This window comes from Alteromonas sp. AWM4_230 (genome assembly GCF_056158305.1).
Genome location: NZ_JBSWTB010000001.1, coordinates 2,928,748 through 2,944,360 on the forward strand (window position 1 = coordinate 2,928,748; position 15,613 = coordinate 2,944,360).

Genomic DNA, 15,613 nt, shown 5'->3' on the forward strand with positions numbered 1-15,613 from the left:
ATATCGCATGGATACCCGTTTCGACGAACTACTAGATTTTCCAACAAACCAAACCTTTAAAGTAATGGGCGTTGCCCACGAAGACCTACCAGAACAGGTAGTAGGATGTCTTCAACAGCATGCACCTGGCGACTATTCACCTACGGTGAAACCAAGCAGTAAAGGTACTTACCACTCGGTGTCTATCAGTGTGCGTGTAACCAGCAAAGAGCATATGGAAACCATTTACACTGAGTTAGCTAAATTAGAGCTTGTAAGGGTTGTACTTTAAGTGAATGAGCAGTCGACATCGGCTACCGTAGATGGCGTTATTGTACGTCAACTAGGTCGTCAGCCTTATGCGCCAATCTTTGAAGCGATGAAACGCTTTACTGATGAACGCGACCAGAATACGCCAGATGAAATATGGCTTGTGGAACACGATGCGGTATTTACTCAAGGCCAGGCGGGTAAGGCTGAGCACATATTGATGCCTGGCGATATACCCGTGGTTCAGGTAGACCGTGGCGGTCAAGTTACCTACCATGGCCCAGGTCAGCAAGTCATTTATTTGATGCTTAACATAAAGCGCCGCAAGCTGGGCGTACGTCATTTAGTCACTGCAATGGAAGAAGCAGTGGTCGGACTACTTGCCAAGTATGACGTCAAGGCCTATCCAAAGCCCGACGCGCCTGGGGTATACGTCGACGAGAAGAAAGTCTGTTCGCTTGGTTTAAGAATACGTAATGGCTGCTCGTTTCACGGTTTGGCTTTAAATGTTAATATGGACCTATCACCGTTTCAGCGTATCAACCCATGTGGTTACGCCGGTATGGAAATGATCGATACCGCGCGCCTTAATGGTCCAACGACACTTGAAACCGCTGGTGAGGAATTAACGCACCTGTTGCTAGAAGCGCTTTCCCTTGCACAGCCAACATATAAAGAAGGTTTTGATGAGTAACGCACGACCTCAAGCGGGGGTAAAACTTCGCGATGATGAAAAAGTAAAACACATACCCGTCACCATTATTCCTACAGAAAAGGAAGAAATGCTGCGCAAGCCTGAGTGGATCAAAATCAAACTTCCTCGCACTACCGAGAAAATTGACCACATCAAAAAAACGCTGCGCAAAAACAATCTTCATTCTGTGTGTGAAGAAGCAAGCTGCCCTAACCTAGCGGAGTGTTTTAATCACGGTACCGCCACCTTCATGATTTTAGGTGACATTTGTACCCGTCGATGCCCTTTCTGCGATGTAGCCCATGGTAAGCCGCTTCCGCCTAGTGCAGAAGAGCCTGAAAAACTCGCCAAAACCATCGCCGAAATGAACCTGCGTTATGTGGTGATCACTTCTGTTGACCGCGATGACCTTCGCGACGGTGGCGCTCAACATTTCGTTGACTGCATTAACGCAATTCGCGAACACAGCCCATCGACAACCATTGAAGTGTTAGTCCCTGATTTCCGTGGTCGCATGGACCGTGCGCTTGAGATTTTCAAAAACGGCGTACCCGACGTATTTAACCACAACCTTGAAACCATTCCGCGCTTATACCGAGAGTGTCGTCCAGGGGCAAACTATCAGTGGTCACTGGACTTACTTAAAAAGTTTAAAGCACAGCACCCAGATGTTATGACGAAGTCAGGCCTTATGATGGGAATGGGTGAAGAAAACGAAGAGATTCAAGGCGTACTTGATGACTTGCGTGCTCACGACGTTGATATGCTAACTTTAGGTCAATACCTTCAGCCAAGCCGACACCACTACCCGGTTAAACGTTATGTTCACCCGAAAGAGTTCGATGCTCTAGGTGACTATGCTAAAGAGATTGGCTTCACCCACGCAGCATGCGGCCCTATGGTTCGCTCTAGCTACCACGCCGACCAACAGGCAGCGGGCAAGGAAGTTAAATAAAAAATGCGACATAAAGCGGTGTTCTTCACCGCTTTTTTTATGCCCCTATTTCTGGGTGACAAACCCGCAGGTCTTGTTAGAATGCCCTCAAAATACGCACGCCCTTTCTTTAAGGGCTTTGAAGGGTAAGAGCATTTTCATGCGCAAACATATTTATATCGCCTATACAGGCGGAACAATTGGTATGAAGCCATCTAAACAGGGCTACGTTCCAGCCGCCGGCTTCCTGTCAGACACGCTTAAAAATATGCCAGAGTTTCATCGTTCGGAGATGCCCCTTTTTACGCTCCATGAATACGATAACCTCATTGATTCTTCAGATATGGATCCTACGGATTGGCAGCGTATTGCCGATGATATCGCCGATAACTACGACAAGTACGACGGCTTCATTATATTGCATGGCACTGACACAATGGCTTACACCGCCTCAGCGCTAAGTTTCATGCTAGAGGACTTGTCTAAGCCAGTAATAGTAACTGGGTCACAAATCCCTTTAGCTGAGCTTCGTTCTGACGGCCAAGTTAACTTACTCAATGCGTTATTTGTAGCCGCGAACTTCCCTATCGCTGAGGTCGGACTTTTCTTTAATAACCGACTTTTACGTGGTAACCGAAGCCGTAAAGTGGATGCAGATGGATTTAGCGCATTCGACTCGCCTAACTTCCCTCCTCTATTAGAGGCTGGCATTAATATCCGCGTTAAAGCGGGAGAACTCGCAAAAGCGCCCACAAACAACTTAACCGTATCTAATGTGTCGGCACAGCCTATCGGCATGGTGAGTTTATACCCGGGCATTGCACCAGAGGTAATTAAAAACACCCTGCAGCAGCCTGTAAATGCGCTGATCTTACTTAGCTACGGCGTGGGGAATGCCCCCCAGAACCCAGAGCTTATTGCGCAGCTTAAATACGCTAAATCCCGTGAAATACCGGTTTTAAATTGCACCCAATGTATGCGTGGTCGCGTGAATATGGGGGGTTATGCTACGGGACACGGTTTGCAGGAAGTTGGCGTCTTGTCAGGTAGCGATATGACCCCTGAGGCCGCTCTTGCCAAACTGCACTATTTATTAAGTAAAGGGCTTCCTTTTGAAGAAGTGTGCAAGTTGCTAACGCAAAATCTGCGTGGTGAATTAAGCGACTAAGCTTGTATGAAAGGTTAATGTTTAAGGTTTTATTTAAACGTAGCAATAGTGCCAAGTAAGAAAGATTTCAAAGATTAAAGGTTTAAAAAGTGACAACAAACTATTCGGGTATGCTGAAAAAGATGCGTACCTCTGCTGATGAAAACAACAAAGTTAACTATACACTGCCTATTGGCGATGCATTGCTAGATATCAACGAGCTTATCGGAAAAGAGGTGTCCGTTACTTTTTCGGGTGAGATTAATTGTGTTCATTGTAACCGCAAAACTAAGAAGAGTTTTAACCAGGGGTATTGCTACCCCTGCCTAATTTCACTTGCTCAATGCGACAGTTGTATTATTAAACCAGAAAAGTGCCACTACCACGAAGGTACGTGTAGAGAGCCTCAATGGGGCGAAGAACATTGCTTTAGCGAACACTTTGTTTATTTAGCAAATACTGGCACCGTAAAAGTAGGTATTACCCGTCAAGTCACAGATGGCGTATCTACACGCTGGATGGACCAAGGTGCAACCCAGGCTACGGTTATGTTGCGCGTGCCTGACAGGCTGACAAGCGGGTTAGTTGAAACCTTATGCAAAGACCATATTGCCGACAAGACCAATTGGCGCACAATGCTTAAAGGAAAGCCCGATGAGGTCGACTTAGAGCAGGTTAAATCAGAGCTGATGAGCAAAATTGAAAATGATTTAGAGGCGTTAAAACAAGAGAAAGGGCTTCAGGCCGTTTCAGAATTGTCTACGCCGATACACGACATTCACTACCCTGTAGAAGAATACCCAGTTAAGATAAAATCTTTGAATCTTGATAAGGACCCGTCGTTTAGCGGCGTGTTGCAGGGGGTTAAAGGTCAGTATTGGATGCTAGACGGTGACCGCGTTATCAATATAAGAAAGTTCGCTGGCTACAACGTAGATCTATCGTTTTAAAACGTCTGCCAGGTCTGTTGTTAGATCTGGTGTTAGGGTCTGGTGTTAGGTCTGTTGTTGGGGATTAGCAACAACAGACCTGTAGCTAAAAAAGCTCGCTATGAATGTTGGTCACTGTGATGATTTAGCGAGGAAATTAACACTTACTGCCAATATTCAAAGTAGTCATCACTATTTCTTTGCGGCTTAGGTGCGGGTTCAAACACCGGCGTGCCTAAGTATAAAAATCCAACGAGTTCATCGTCTTCACTTAAACCTAAACCGTTTCTTACTGTTTCACAGTGTGCATAGCTGCCGGTGCGCCACATTCCATTGAATCCCTGTGCGACTGCTGCCATTTGCATGGCCATAACACCACAACTCGCAGAGGCAATTTGTTCAACGCGGGGGACTTTTTCGTGTTCTTTGTGTTTTGCAATAGCAACAATTATCATAGGCGCGCGTTTAGGGAGTTGAACTGCACGCTCAATTTCCTTCTGTGACTTCTCATTTTCTATCGCCGATTGCTCGTAAAGCGCACCCAGTTTGTCTAGGCCCTTTCCTGTACATACAATGAAACGCCACGGCGTTAAGCACGCGTGATCTGGCGCTCGAAGGGCTGCCTGCATAATATTTTCCAAGGCATCACCACTTGGCGCTGGTGCTTCTAATCGAGGCTGAGAACTTCTATTAAGTAATAATGTTAATGCGTCCATTTACGTCCCTACTTTTCACTCATATGGTTGTTGGCTCATATGGTTGTTGGCCCACATGCTAGCGCGTAATTAAAATGGTATGGCTGGGTTAAAAAAGCATACCTGTAGTATGTGGTAGATCCTACGGCTGATAAACAAAAAAGACCAGAAAATTCCGGCCTTTTAATGTGAATGTCTTGAGGGTAAATAGCCGTTAAGCTAATCCATTTTGCGACTAAATATTTTTCCTAAATAGTAATCCACACTGAAAAAACGACCGCCTCCATAAATGAACAAGACTAACAACATAACAAAATAGGTCGCCGCGAACTCGATACCGTTATTAAGTACAACAAAGTTGCCGCTTGAGGTTAGCCAGTCATAGTGACCGTGCTCTTGTAACAGCGACTTAGCAGCCGACAACTTTTCCGGTGCAGCCATAATGCTCTCATTTAATAAAATAGTACCGTCGGCTAACCAAGACGAAGCGTCCGCTATAGCTAGCCATCCATTTTCAGCATGCACGCTTACCATGGCGACGACCATAGTTATCATAAGGGGTATACTGACCAACCGTGTTAACGCACCAAACAACAACAAAATGCCACCTACTAGCTCAGCGGCAGTGGCAAGAAATGCCATCACTAAAGGTATAGGTAAACCAAGGCCGTAATCGTCGTTTCCAAACCAGTCGACTATACTGTCGAAACTAGATGCTTTATTCCACCCAGCCTGTATCATCACAGGCGCTAAATATAAGCGTAATAAAAGTAATGGGATGCCGGCGGCTAATTGAAGCCGTGTAACAAATTGTTGATAGAGGTGTGTCATTGTTTTACCTATTCGGTGTGCTTAGAAAATAAGAACGGCGCTTTATGAAAAAAATTTCACCTCACAAAAATAAGCCATCTCCTTTCTCTCGAATAATGCGAAAAGGCCAAGAAAAAACAAACTACAAAGCACGTAATGGCAAGCTTCTCATGCTGATGAGCGAAGAAGATCATGCGCGCATAGCTAAGTTAATTAGTAAATGGCTAGCGCAGGATGAAACAAACCTGTGACCTACACTAACCAACGCTGTTTTTAATTTAAATTTCTTCGATACCGGCACACAAACCGAGAATGCTTACAAAAAATTACAATTAAGTTCGCGATCTTACCCGATTTAGGTAACATAATAGGATGCAGTACATTGGGCTTGATACACCTGTTTCATCTTGCTCTGATTAGTTAATTCAAAAAAGGTAGTGATAAAAATGGCAGCCAAAGGAAATTGGACTAAATCCTTATTTATTGGCTTGTGGACGGTGCTTAACTTCACCCGCAAACTTTTCTTTAATGTGATATTCATTGTTATTTTTGTTGGGTTGATCATCGCCATTGCCGGTCAGGGCGATGAGCCGTTATCAGTAAATAAAGATAGCGCGTTGTTTCTTACCTTGAACGGTAAGCTCGTTATTGAAAAGGAAAGTATCGACCCATTTGAACAGTTTTTGCAAGAATCGCTTGGTAGCGAGCCCGAAAACCCTGAAGTACTCGTTCGCGATGTTATGAAGGTTTTAGAGAATGCCAAGAAAGACCGACGCATAAAAGCCCTAGTGCTTGACCTTCATGGGTTAACTGGTGGCGGTTTAGATAAATTGCGCACTGTCGCGAACGCTATCGATGCATTTAAAGAATCAGGAAAACCCGTTTACGCCATTGGCGATTACTTTTCGCAAGACCAATACTACTTGGCAGCACACGCAGACAACATCTACCTAAACCCAATGGGCGGATTAATGTTTGAAGGTTACGGGCGCTACGGCATGTACTTTAAAGACATGCTTGAGAAGCTAAAAGTAACAACCCATATCTTCCGTGTGGGTACGTATAAATCTGCCGTCGAGCCTATCATGCGAAATGATATGTCTGAGGAAGCTAAAGAAGCAGAGAAGCAATGGTTAGACGGCTATTGGGCACAATATAAAGCTGACGTTGCGGCTGCTCGCGGTATTGATGAAGCTAATTTCGATGAAACACTTCAAGGCCTATTAGCAAAATTTGAAGCGGCCGGTGGTGACTTCGCCCAGTACGCGCTTGAAAACGACTGGGTTGATGCGTTGAAAACTCGCGAAGAAGTGAGAGTAGAGTTAACCGAATTAGTGGGAGAAGGTGATAACAAACACGGTGTAAACCTCACTACATTTAACTCTTACCTCAAAGTCGTTAACCCACCTATGCCTGTCATTGAGTCAGACATGGATAAAGTGGCTATCGTCGTTGCTAAAGGCACTATTTTAGATGGTGATCAAAAAGCTGGCTCTATAGGCGGAGACAGTACCGCTCGCCTGTTGAGAAAAGCGCGTTTAGATGACAACGTTAAAGCCGTTGTCCTTCAAATAGACTCACCCGGTGGCAGTGCGTTTGCCTCTGAAATCATTCGCCAAGAAGTACTACAGCTTCAACAAGCAGGTAAGCCTGTTATTGCGTCTATGAGCACTTACGCAGCATCTGGTGGCTATTGGATAGCGGCAAGTACCGACAAAATTATCGCGAGCCCAAGCACTATCACAGGCTCTATCGGGGTGTTCGGTATGTTCATGACATACGAAAACTCTCTAGATTATTTGGGCATTCACAATGACGGTGTAGGCTCAACAGAACTTGCTGGTTTTTCTACTGTGCGCCCTCTTGCACCAGAGTTTGGTCAAATTCTTCAGCGTAACGTTGAAAATACTTATGGTAACTTCTTATCGCTAGTGTCTAACGCTCGTGGTATGTCAGTTGAGGAAGTGGATAGCGTTGCACAAGGTCGCGTTTGGATTGGTGAAGATGCAATTGAGCTAGGATTAGTTGACCAGTTAGGAACACTTGACGACGCTGTCGCTGCCGCCGCAGAGATTGCAGAACTTGAGAACTATGACACCTTCTATGTACAGCGCACGTTAACCGCACAGGAGATTTTCTGGAAAGAATTTTTCGGTCAAGCCATGACGTTTGTAGGAAAGTGGCAGTTTGCCCACGCCGACTCGTCACTCGTTAACGAGTTCAAGCGCGTACTTAAAGAGTTTAGTTTAATTAATAAGCTAAACGACCCTAAAGGAACCTATGTGCTTTGTTTACCTTGTGATGTCGAGTAGTTAACGTTAAATACAGTTGAATACGAAAAGATATAGAGTGAGGCAGAAACATCGCTTCAAATGATCTAAACCACGAACAGCGTCGCGTTATTACCGACGCTGTTTTTTATTGTTTTGAGCAAGCAGAGCGCTACTTTAACCGAAAGTTTGAACGCCCTACTGTTACGTTTAGACGCTCAGGTAGGAATGCGGGAACGGCGTTTTTACAGCAAAATCGTCTGAACTTTCACCCTATTCTCTTCAAAGAAAATGTCGACGCCTTTATAAATGACGTGATACCTCATGAAGTTAGCCATTTACTGGTATGGACGTTGTTTGGAAAGGTTCAGCCCCACGGCAAAGAATGGCAATCGGTTATGCATGGTGTTTTTAATCGTACACCAGCCGCTACACATCAATTCGATGTAAAACGAGTGACGAAAACCTTCCAGTACGTTTGCGACTGCGACACCTTTGCACTATCCACGCGCAGACACAATAGTATTTTGAAAGGCGGACAGTACAAATGTCGGAAGTGTCAGGCTTTGCTGCGAGCCGTATAAAAAGCTACGAGCCCTATAAAAAGCTACGAGCCGTATAAGCAGCTACGAGCGGCCTAAACAGCTACGAGCCGCCTAAACACTTCATTTCTCGGGCGAGAGTTTGCCTAGTAGCTAGACTACTAATAGTAGGCTACGAGAGTTTGGAAGCAACAGATGGCTTTTAATTAAACCAGTGTTTGGTAAATGCGTTATCGAGATCGTTAAAGGCCGTTTTAAGTAGCTGAGCCAGCTCCTTATACTTAGGCTTAGACTTAGCATTACTGATATTCACTCCCTGCGTGCGCATTTTAGAATGAATTTCCTGATACCAGCTTTTTAGTTGTGGTGGAAGATACTGATCTGAGCGATGCCCCAACCATAGTAAGCCCTGCATAGGTAAGCTTAGAAAAAAAGCACCTATTGTAATAGTTTGAGGAAGATAGTCTGTGCCTAAGTTCTGGTACAAAAGCGCACACGACACCATAGCAACCGGCGGCATAGTTTTAATAGCAAACTTGGTGGCTGCGACTACTCTGCATTCTGGGAAAAAAGCATAAAGTTCTTTTCTCACTGGCCATGTCTTCATGTACTGCTGACCGTTTTTCAACATTGTCATTACTGATTGAGACATGGTTCACCTCTTCGTTCTCAGATAGGTATAGTTAAATTGTAAACTGCTTTTTATCTATTACAATTTAGTTGCGTGATTTTTACTCGTTTTTTTTGCGCTAAACGCAGCACCTTCTACAAGGTATCTGCGAAACAAAACATTTTATCAAATAAGATAACGATTTGGGTAATTAAGTTTTATCTAAGGCGCTGTAAAGCGCTTCAGCGAACCCACTATGACTATTTACGCTCTGGCTTACTTTTTAGATGCGTTCGGCACATTGATTTCAGTGATTATGCTCTAAAGGTACTACAAAGTTAAAAGCATCGTAATAATTAAAAGGTATAAATTGAGCCTATCTTTAAGTGACATTTTTAGCACTTGAAGGCATCATATAGCGCTTTAGCCTGAACATAGTCTTGTATGGCTTAGTTGTTACTTTTGTTAACACAACTAACTGAAGACCTGCAGATAATGCGCTGGCAGATTACTATAAAAAAAGTAACTGGGTATTGAGCTTGATTTACGAATTTTCGCCCCTACCTAGCTTTCTAAGAGAATTTTATAAGTAACCCATAACGGGTGAATTATTTGGAGAGGAAAATGGCAGAAAGCAGACACGTCCGTCTACTTATCTTAGGTTCAGGCCCTGCGGGTTATTCAGCGGCGGTTTACGCTGCACGTGCAAACCTTGAACCTGTATTGTTAACTGGTATTCAACAAGGCGGACAGCTTACTACCACCACTGAAGTAGAAAACTGGCCGGGCGATCCAGAAGGACTTACAGGTCCTGACCTCATGGTTCGTATGCAGAAGCATGCAGAAAAGTTCGATACCGAAATTATTTTCGATCATATCAACAAAACTGACTTTTCAAAGCGCCCTTTCACTCTTTACGGTGACAGCGGTACGTATACCTGTGACGCATTAATTATCGCTACAGGTGCCTCTGCTAAATACCTAGGCCTAGAGTCAGAGCAAGCCTTTATGGGCAAAGGTGTATCTGCCTGTGCAACCTGTGACGGTTTCTTCTACCGCAACCAAAAAGTAGCGGTTATCGGTGGTGGTAACACGGCTGTTGAAGAAGCACTATACCTTTCGAACATTGCTTCAGAAGTACACGTTATCCATAGAAGAGACAGCTTTAGAAGCGAAAAAATTCTAGAGAAGCGTCTTCGCGAAAAAGCTGAGAATGGCAACGTGGTCCTTCACCTAAATCGTACCCTTGATGAAGTGCTTGGTGATGAGATGGGCGTAACCAAAGTTCGTATCAAAGATACCAACAGTGAGGCGACAGAAGAGATTGATGTTATGGGTCTTTTCGTGGCTATCGGCCACAAGCCAAACACTGATATCTTCGATGGCCAACTAGAAATGAAAGATGGCTATATCGTAGTGAATAGTGGAACTAACGGAAACGCAACTCAAACTAGCGTTGAAGGTGTATTTGCCGCGGGTGACGTGAGCGACCACATTTATCGTCAAGCTATTACATCAGCCGGAACTGGCTGTATGGCTGCGTTAGACGCCGAAAAGTACCTAGACGGTACCATGCCTGAGCAAGGTTAATACTCTATACCTAAGCCCTACATTCCTGTGGGGCTTTTTTCTGGCTGAATTATGATAGCGTTACACTACATAGAAGAAGGCGCTCCCTTCCCTTCTGTCGATACCGCATTGGAAGACCCCAACGGCCTGTTAGCGTTTGGTGGCGATCTCAGCCCAGCCCGTTTATTTTCAGCTTATTCGCAAGGAATTTTCCCCTGGTTTAGCGACGACGAACCTTTGTTGTGGTGGTCACCTGACCCAAGAGCCATTATCGAACTCGATAATTTTGTTGCTTCGAAAAGCCTTAAGAAACTCGCTCGTAAGAAAAAGTATCAAGTAACCTTGAATCATGCGTTCGACCGTGTGATAGAAGCGTGTTCATCAACACCTCGTAAGAACCCTAATACGGGTGAATTGAACAGCGAAACCTGGATTACCGACGACATGATTGGCGCCTATCGGCAGCTGAATGGTTTGGGTTTAGCGCACTCGGTAGAAGTATGGAATGGAGATTCGCTAGTTGGTGGGCTGTATGGCGTGGGAATTGGGAAAGTTTATTGCGGCGAGTCTATGTTCCACATTGAAAGCAACACATCTAAGCTTGCGATGTTGTCCTTGGTCGAACATATGAAATCGCAAAACATGGCGTTTATCGATTGCCAGCTCCCCACTGATCATTTGTCATCGCTGGGCGCTACCGTGTTGCCTCGCGACAACTTTATTGAAAAACTGGAAAAAAACAACCACACTTTAACTGAAGACGGTAGGCTGTCTGAAGACTACCTTAATCGTTGGAAGCCAAGAGTGATTACTCCGTGAAGTTTGGTATAACGCAATCATTTTCATGTAGCTATTTGCCTGATGAGCAAGAGCAGTTGTTAGTGTACGCCGAAAATAATGATTTTCAGGCGTGGCGTTATTCACAACTGATACAAGCGGGCTTTCGTCGAAGCGGCGAGCAAATTTATCGCCCCCACTGCCCTGCCTGCCAAGCGTGTAAATCTGTGCGAATACCGGTCCGCGATTTCGCGCCTTCTCGTAGTCAGAAGCGACTGCTTAAAAATAATAAAGGGTTTAGTGTTAAGCTTGTCGATAAAACCAAATCGACTTACTACCCCCTATATGAGCGCTACATTACAGAGCGCCATGCAGACGGCAGTATGTATCCGCCATCTAAAACACAGTTTGATAATTTCGTACTGTGTGAGTGGATGACAACTCATTATTTAGAGGCCTATGATGGCGATAAGCTTATTGCTGTAGCCGTCACTGATATCGTCGATGCCAACGAACACATGGGGGCGCTGTCTGCGCTTTACACGTTTTTTGACCCAGACTATAGTTCAGCCTCTTTGGGTACCTGGATGATATTGATGCAGATTGAGCAAGCGAAGGTTTTAGGCCATCGATACGTCTATCTGGGGTACTACGTAGATGGCTGTAAAAAAATGTCTTACAAACATAAGTTTTTGCCATTTGAGCAGTTTAGTGACAATGAATGGCATCTATTTAGCAAAAATAGTAAAATAGACACTTAATTGCTTTACACCGAACCCAAGATTGGGTAAGGTCTGCGCGGCAAAAATTTTGAATTACTGAGGTAACTGCTTTACATGGCAAAAGAAGATTGTATTGAAATGGAAGGTACTGTGTTGGACACACTACCTAACACTATGTTCCGCGTTGAACTAGAAAACGGTCACGTAGTGACTGCACACATCTCTGGTAAAATGCGTAAGAACTATATCCGTATTCTTACTGGCGATAAGGTCACTGTTGAGATGACTCCTTATGATTTGACCAAAGGTCGTATCATTTATCGCGCAAGATAATGAGCCATTTAAGCGGTAACGCATAAAAAAAGCCCGATGAATATCGGGCTTTTTCGTATCTAGTGGTTACAGCGACAAAAAGAAACTGTAGCGCTAAGATAAACAACCCCAGTTGTATTGCCTAACGCTACGTTCGGTCACTGTTCAGCATTAACGTGCTGTTCTAGCTTGGTTCTGCTTCCTCAGACTTAGCATCAACGCCTGAGTATTCGAAGGTAAGCTTGTCATCAACACAATCTACTTTCACATTTCCGCCTTTAGATAGCTCGCCGAACAATAATTCATTCGCCAGCTCTTTCTTAAGGTCGTCTTTAATAACCCGAGCCATAGGACGTGCGCCCATCGCTTTGTCATAGCCCTTCTCGGCCATGTAAGCACGTGCAGCACTGGTTACCTCTAGCGACACACCTTTAACGTCAAGCTGTGCCTGAAGCTCGATAATGAACTTATCGACCACTTGTAGGATGATCTCTGGGTCAAGGTGATTAAACCAAATAATACCATCAAGACGGTTTCTAAACTCAGGGGTAAACACCTTGTTGATTTCAGACATTGCATCGTGGCTGTGGTCTTGCTGTTTAAAGCCAATAGACTTACGCACCGTTTCCTGCACACCTGCGTTGGTAGTCATAACCAACACAACATTTCTGAAGTCTACTTTACGGCCGTTGTTATCGGTCAGCGTACCGTGATCCATGACTTGAAGAAGGATGTTGTATATATCGCTATGCGCTTTCTCAATCTCATCTAAAAGCACAACAGAGTACGGATTCTTTATTACCGCGTCTGTTAACAAACCACCTTGATCAAAACCTACGTAGCCTGGAGGAGCACCAATAAGACGGCTAACTGCGTGGCGTTCCATGTACTCAGACATATCAAAACGCACTAGCTCAACGCCCATGGTTTTCGCCAGTTGTTGTGTTACCTCTGTCTTACCCACCCCGGTAGGGCCAGCGAACAGGAAACTACCAATAGGTTTTGCTTCATTGCCTAAACCTGAGCGCGATAACAAAATAGCGTCATTTAGCGTCTCTATGGCTTTATCCTGACCGAACACAACCATCTTAAGGTTGCGGCCTAGGTTCTTGAGAACCTCTTTGTCAGAAGCCGATACAGATTTCTCAGGGATACGCGCCATTTTTGCAATAATTTGCTCAATATCGCCTACATTGATTGTCTTCTTGCGTTTTGACGGTGGCAATAGACGCTGGCTCGCGCCGGCTTCATCCATAACATCAATAGCTTTATCTGGAAGATGACGCTCATTGATGTATTTGGCTGACAGTTCAGCGGCCGCCTGAATCGCCTTTTGTGTAAAGCGCACATTGTGGTGCTCTTCATAACGGCTCTTAAGTCCAAGCAATATCTTAGTCGTATCGCTCACACTTGGCTCAGTCACATCTACTTTTTGGAAGCGACGAGCAAGGGCGCGATCTTTCTCAAAGATACCCTGGTACTCTTGATAGGTAGTCGAACCAATGCAGCGAAGTTCACCGCTAGATAACTTAGGCTTAAGCAAGTTAGACGCATCCATTACCCCGCCTGACGCCGCTCCAGCACCAATGATGGTATGAATTTCATCAATGAAGAGAATTGCGTGTTTGTCTTTACCAAGCTCTTTCAAAATCGCTTTTAAGCGTTTTTCAAAGTCACCACGATATTTGGTGCCAGCTAACAGCCCGCCCAAATCAAGTGAATACACTGTGCTCTCTGCGATAACTTCAGGCACGTCATCGTTTACAATCCTATAAGCTAGACCTTCGGCAATTGCAGTTTTACCTACACCAGCTTCACCCACAAGCAATGGATTATTTTTACGTCGACGACATAGAATTTGAATTGTGCGTTCTACTTCTGAATCGCGACCAATGAGCGGGTCAATTTTACCGTCTTTAGCGTGGCGGTTTAGATCAGTGGCGTATTTGCTTAATGCAGAACCGCCCTCTTCACCCGACTCACCTTCTTCAGAAGCTTCAGGATTAACGGGCTCATCGTCATCAGCTTTACTAACGCCGTGACTGATGAAGTTCACAACATCTAGACGAGTTACATCAGCTTTCTTGAGGATGTATACCGCCTGCGATTCTTGTTCGCTAAAAATAGCCACTAGCACGTTGGCGCCGGTTACTTCGTCTTTGCCCGACGACTGCACGTGAAATACCGCGCGCTGTAATACGCGTTGGAAGCCCAGCGTTGGCTGCGTTTCTCGTTCGTTTAATTGGTCATCTAAGATGAGTGGCGTGGTGTCTTTAACGAACGATAACAGTTCGCTTTTGATTGCCTCAATATCGGCACCACACGCTTTGAGCGCATCGCGAGCAGCTGAGTTATCAAGCAATGCCAACAACAAGTGCTCTACCGTCATAAACTCGTGACGGTGCTCTCTGGCAAATACAAACGCGTCGTTTAACGTTTGTTCTAATTCTTTATTTAACATATTGCTCGCCCTCTACAAAAAACCTTATGCTTGCTCCATCGTGCACATCAACGGATGCTGATGTTTGCGTGCGTACTGATTAACCTGCATCACTTTTGTCTCTGCTATCTCAGCAGTAAAAATGCCACACACGGCTTTTCCTTGATAATGAACGGTCAGCATAAGTTGGTTGGCTTTCTCATCGTCCATATTGAAAAACTTTTTGAGTACCTCAATGACAAAATCCATCGGTGTATAGTCGTCATTGTTCAACAACACTTTATACATGGGAGGCGGCTGCGGCTTTTGTCGCTGCGCGTCTTTTTGTTTTTCCTTTTCGATACTAATAGCGTTGTCTTTACTCATAACTTAATAATAGTGGTATACCGGCACATATGTGTACAAACTTTTGTCTAAATTTATTCACATTTGCCCTTGACATAATATGGTTAAAAAATCTACATTTTGTATAGTGGTTTTGAGTATTGCACGTTTGTCACTCTAAAGCAGTCACTTTATAGTTTCTATAGTGAATACTCTTTCCACCGTGTCTCCGGATCTATAATGGGGACATATACTCGTGAGTTCAAGGATTAAGAGGAAGTCGAAGTATGGCGGTTGGCAAAGTTAAATGGTTTAACAACGCAAAGGGTTTTGGATTTATCGTGCCTGAGGATGGTGGTGAAGATATTTTCGCACATTACTCTACGATTCAAATGGAAGGCTATCGTTCGCTAAAAGCAGGTCAGGAAGTAACGTTCGAAGTTCAGCAGGGCCCTAAAGGTCTTCACGCTGAGAACATTGGCTTCAAAGAAGAACCAGAGCGTTAAAAAAGAATTTAAAAAGCCTGACCCTCGTGTCGGGCTTTTGATTTTTTTGCTTTAAGTTTTGCTATGTATAAGTGTTATGGGCG

Annotated in this window: 18 protein-coding genes; 13 read left to right on the forward strand and 5 right to left on the reverse strand. The window is 44.5% G+C overall.

Translation table 11 applies throughout. The features are described 5' to 3' along the window. The first annotated feature begins 7 nt into the window (after positions 1-7). From ybeD to ACXACS_RS12640, 5 genes are all read left to right on the forward strand, one after another. Entirely contained in the window at positions 8-271 is a 264-nt protein-coding gene (gene ybeD, locus ACXACS_RS12620; protein ID WP_474807034.1) for a DUF493 family protein YbeD, read from the forward strand. Beyond that, positions 272-943, forward strand: coding sequence for a lipoyl(octanoyl) transferase LipB (lipB, locus tag ACXACS_RS12625; RefSeq protein ID WP_474807036.1), 672 nt, complete (start codon positions 272-274; stop codon positions 941-943). Beyond that, on the forward strand, positions 936-1,898 hold the full coding sequence (gene lipA, locus ACXACS_RS12630; RefSeq protein WP_179983312.1) for a lipoyl synthase: 963 nt from the start codon (positions 936-938) through the stop codon (positions 1,896-1,898). The genes lipB and lipA overlap by 8 nt, the downstream gene beginning before the upstream one ends. A gap of 139 nt (positions 1,899-2,037) precedes the next feature. Further along, positions 2,038-3,045 carry an asparaginase gene (gene ansA / locus ACXACS_RS12635; RefSeq protein ID WP_474807038.1) on the forward strand — a complete coding sequence of 336 codons (1,008 nt, stop codon included), beginning with the start codon at positions 2,038-2,040 and terminating at the stop codon, positions 3,043-3,045. 89 nt (positions 3,046-3,134) lie between these two features. Then, positions 3,135-3,974, forward strand: coding sequence for a DUF2797 domain-containing protein (locus ACXACS_RS12640; RefSeq protein ID WP_474807040.1), 840 nt, complete (start codon positions 3,135-3,137; stop codon positions 3,972-3,974). Between the two features lie 143 nt (positions 3,975-4,117). Here the strand turns inward: ACXACS_RS12640 and ACXACS_RS12645 are convergent, their stop codons facing one another. After that, entirely contained in the window at positions 4,118-4,669 is a 552-nt protein-coding gene (locus tag ACXACS_RS12645; protein WP_474807042.1) for an NAD(P)H nitroreductase, read from the reverse strand. Positions 4,670-4,867: 198 nt separating this feature from the next. Then, positions 4,868-5,479, reverse strand: a complete 612-nt coding sequence (locus ACXACS_RS12650; protein WP_474807044.1) for an HvfX family Cu-binding RiPP maturation protein — start codon at positions 5,477-5,479, stop codon at positions 4,868-4,870. 44 nt (positions 5,480-5,523) lie between these two features. Between ACXACS_RS12650 and ACXACS_RS12655 the strand changes: the two genes are divergently transcribed. The 3 genes from ACXACS_RS12655 to ACXACS_RS12665 all read left to right on the forward strand — a co-directional run bounded on the left by ACXACS_RS12655 (position 5,524) and on the right by ACXACS_RS12665 (position 8,312). Further along, positions 5,524-5,709 carry a hypothetical protein gene (locus tag ACXACS_RS12655; protein ID WP_474807046.1) on the forward strand — a complete coding sequence of 62 codons (186 nt, stop codon included), beginning with the start codon at positions 5,524-5,526 and terminating at the stop codon, positions 5,707-5,709. A 195-nt stretch (positions 5,710-5,904) separates the two neighbouring features. Beyond that, positions 5,905-7,770 carry a signal peptide peptidase SppA gene (gene sppA, locus ACXACS_RS12660; protein ID WP_474807047.1) on the forward strand — a complete coding sequence of 622 codons (1,866 nt, stop codon included), beginning with the start codon at positions 5,905-5,907 and terminating at the stop codon, positions 7,768-7,770. 89 nt (positions 7,771-7,859) lie between these two features. After that, positions 7,860-8,312: a SprT family zinc-dependent metalloprotease gene (locus ACXACS_RS12665; protein WP_474809268.1), complete on the forward strand. Its 453-nt coding sequence runs from the start codon at positions 7,860-7,862 to the stop codon at positions 8,310-8,312. Between the two features lie 160 nt (positions 8,313-8,472). Here the strand turns inward: ACXACS_RS12665 and yfbV are convergent, their stop codons facing one another. Beyond that, positions 8,473-8,922, reverse strand: a complete 450-nt coding sequence (yfbV, locus tag ACXACS_RS12670) for a terminus macrodomain insulation protein YfbV (protein ID WP_269916513.1) — start codon at positions 8,920-8,922, stop codon at positions 8,473-8,475. A 582-nt stretch (positions 8,923-9,504) separates the two neighbouring features. Between yfbV and trxB the strand changes: the two genes are divergently transcribed. From trxB to infA, 4 genes are all read left to right on the forward strand, one after another. Next, the gene (gene trxB, locus ACXACS_RS12675; protein WP_118495102.1) at positions 9,505-10,470 is read left to right on the forward strand and encodes a thioredoxin-disulfide reductase; all 966 of its coding nucleotides are present in this window, start codon (positions 9,505-9,507) and stop codon (positions 10,468-10,470) included. A 51-nt stretch (positions 10,471-10,521) separates the two neighbouring features. Then, a complete protein-coding gene (gene aat / locus ACXACS_RS12680; RefSeq protein ID WP_474807050.1) occupies positions 10,522-11,268 on the forward strand; it encodes a leucyl/phenylalanyl-tRNA--protein transferase in 747 nt (248 codons plus the stop codon). After that, positions 11,265-11,987 (forward strand): arginyltransferase, encoded by a 723-nt coding sequence (locus ACXACS_RS12685; protein ID WP_474807052.1) that lies wholly within the window; start codon positions 11,265-11,267, stop codon positions 11,985-11,987. Before aat ends, ACXACS_RS12685 begins: the two co-directional genes overlap by 4 nt. Before the next feature lie 75 nt (positions 11,988-12,062). Continuing rightward, complete coding sequence (gene infA / locus ACXACS_RS12690) at positions 12,063-12,281, forward strand: translation initiation factor IF-1 (protein ID WP_008844395.1); 219 nt, start codon at positions 12,063-12,065, stop codon at positions 12,279-12,281. 163 nt (positions 12,282-12,444) lie between these two features. Here the strand turns inward: infA and clpA are convergent, their stop codons facing one another. Together clpA and clpS are read right to left on the reverse strand one after the other, a co-directional pair. Beyond that, positions 12,445-14,721, reverse strand: coding sequence for an ATP-dependent Clp protease ATP-binding subunit ClpA (clpA, locus tag ACXACS_RS12695; RefSeq protein ID WP_474807054.1), 2,277 nt, complete (start codon positions 14,719-14,721; stop codon positions 12,445-12,447). A gap of 24 nt (positions 14,722-14,745) precedes the next feature. Beyond that, positions 14,746-15,066, reverse strand: coding sequence for an ATP-dependent Clp protease adapter ClpS (clpS, locus tag ACXACS_RS12700; protein ID WP_118495106.1), 321 nt, complete (start codon positions 15,064-15,066; stop codon positions 14,746-14,748). A 245-nt stretch (positions 15,067-15,311) separates the two neighbouring features. Between clpS and cspD the strand changes: the two genes are divergently transcribed. Then, positions 15,312-15,530 carry a cold shock domain-containing protein CspD gene (cspD, locus tag ACXACS_RS12705; RefSeq protein WP_014949330.1) on the forward strand — a complete coding sequence of 73 codons (219 nt, stop codon included), beginning with the start codon at positions 15,312-15,314 and terminating at the stop codon, positions 15,528-15,530. The last annotated feature ends 83 nt before the right edge of the window (positions 15,531-15,613 follow it).

What these genes read in the sequence shown, in the direction of transcription:
- clpS (WP_118495106.1), bottom strand. Translation starts at nt 15,066, where the DNA reads ATGAGTAAAGACAACGCTATTAGTATCGAAAAGGAAAAACAAAAAGAC.
- cspD (WP_014949330.1), top strand. Translation starts at nt 15,312, where the DNA reads ATGGCGGTTGGCAAAGTTAAATGGTTTAACAACGCAAAGGGTTTTGGA.
- sppA (WP_474807047.1), top strand. Translation starts at nt 5,905, where the DNA reads ATGGCAGCCAAAGGAAATTGGACTAAATCCTTATTTATTGGCTTGTGG.
- ACXACS_RS12650 (WP_474807044.1), bottom strand. Translation starts at nt 5,479, where the DNA reads ATGACACACCTCTATCAACAATTTGTTACACGGCTTCAATTAGCCGCC.
- ACXACS_RS12655 (WP_474807046.1), top strand. Translation starts at nt 5,524, where the DNA reads ATGAAAAAAATTTCACCTCACAAAAATAAGCCATCTCCTTTCTCTCGA.
- ansA (WP_474807038.1), top strand. Translation starts at nt 2,038, where the DNA reads ATGCGCAAACATATTTATATCGCCTATACAGGCGGAACAATTGGTATG.
- clpA (WP_474807054.1), bottom strand. Translation starts at nt 14,721, where the DNA reads ATGTTAAATAAAGAATTAGAACAAACGTTAAACGACGCGTTTGTATTT.
- ACXACS_RS12645 (WP_474807042.1), bottom strand. Translation starts at nt 4,669, where the DNA reads ATGGACGCATTAACATTATTACTTAATAGAAGTTCTCAGCCTCGATTA.
- aat (WP_474807050.1), top strand. Translation starts at nt 10,522, where the DNA reads ATGATAGCGTTACACTACATAGAAGAAGGCGCTCCCTTCCCTTCTGTC.
- yfbV (WP_269916513.1), bottom strand. Translation starts at nt 8,922, where the DNA reads ATGTCTCAATCAGTAATGACAATGTTGAAAAACGGTCAGCAGTACATG.
- infA (WP_008844395.1), top strand. Translation starts at nt 12,063, where the DNA reads ATGGCAAAAGAAGATTGTATTGAAATGGAAGGTACTGTGTTGGACACA.
- ybeD (WP_474807034.1), top strand. Translation starts at nt 8, where the DNA reads ATGGATACCCGTTTCGACGAACTACTAGATTTTCCAACAAACCAAACC.
- lipA (WP_179983312.1), top strand. Translation starts at nt 936, where the DNA reads ATGAGTAACGCACGACCTCAAGCGGGGGTAAAACTTCGCGATGATGAA.
- trxB (WP_118495102.1), top strand. Translation starts at nt 9,505, where the DNA reads ATGGCAGAAAGCAGACACGTCCGTCTACTTATCTTAGGTTCAGGCCCT.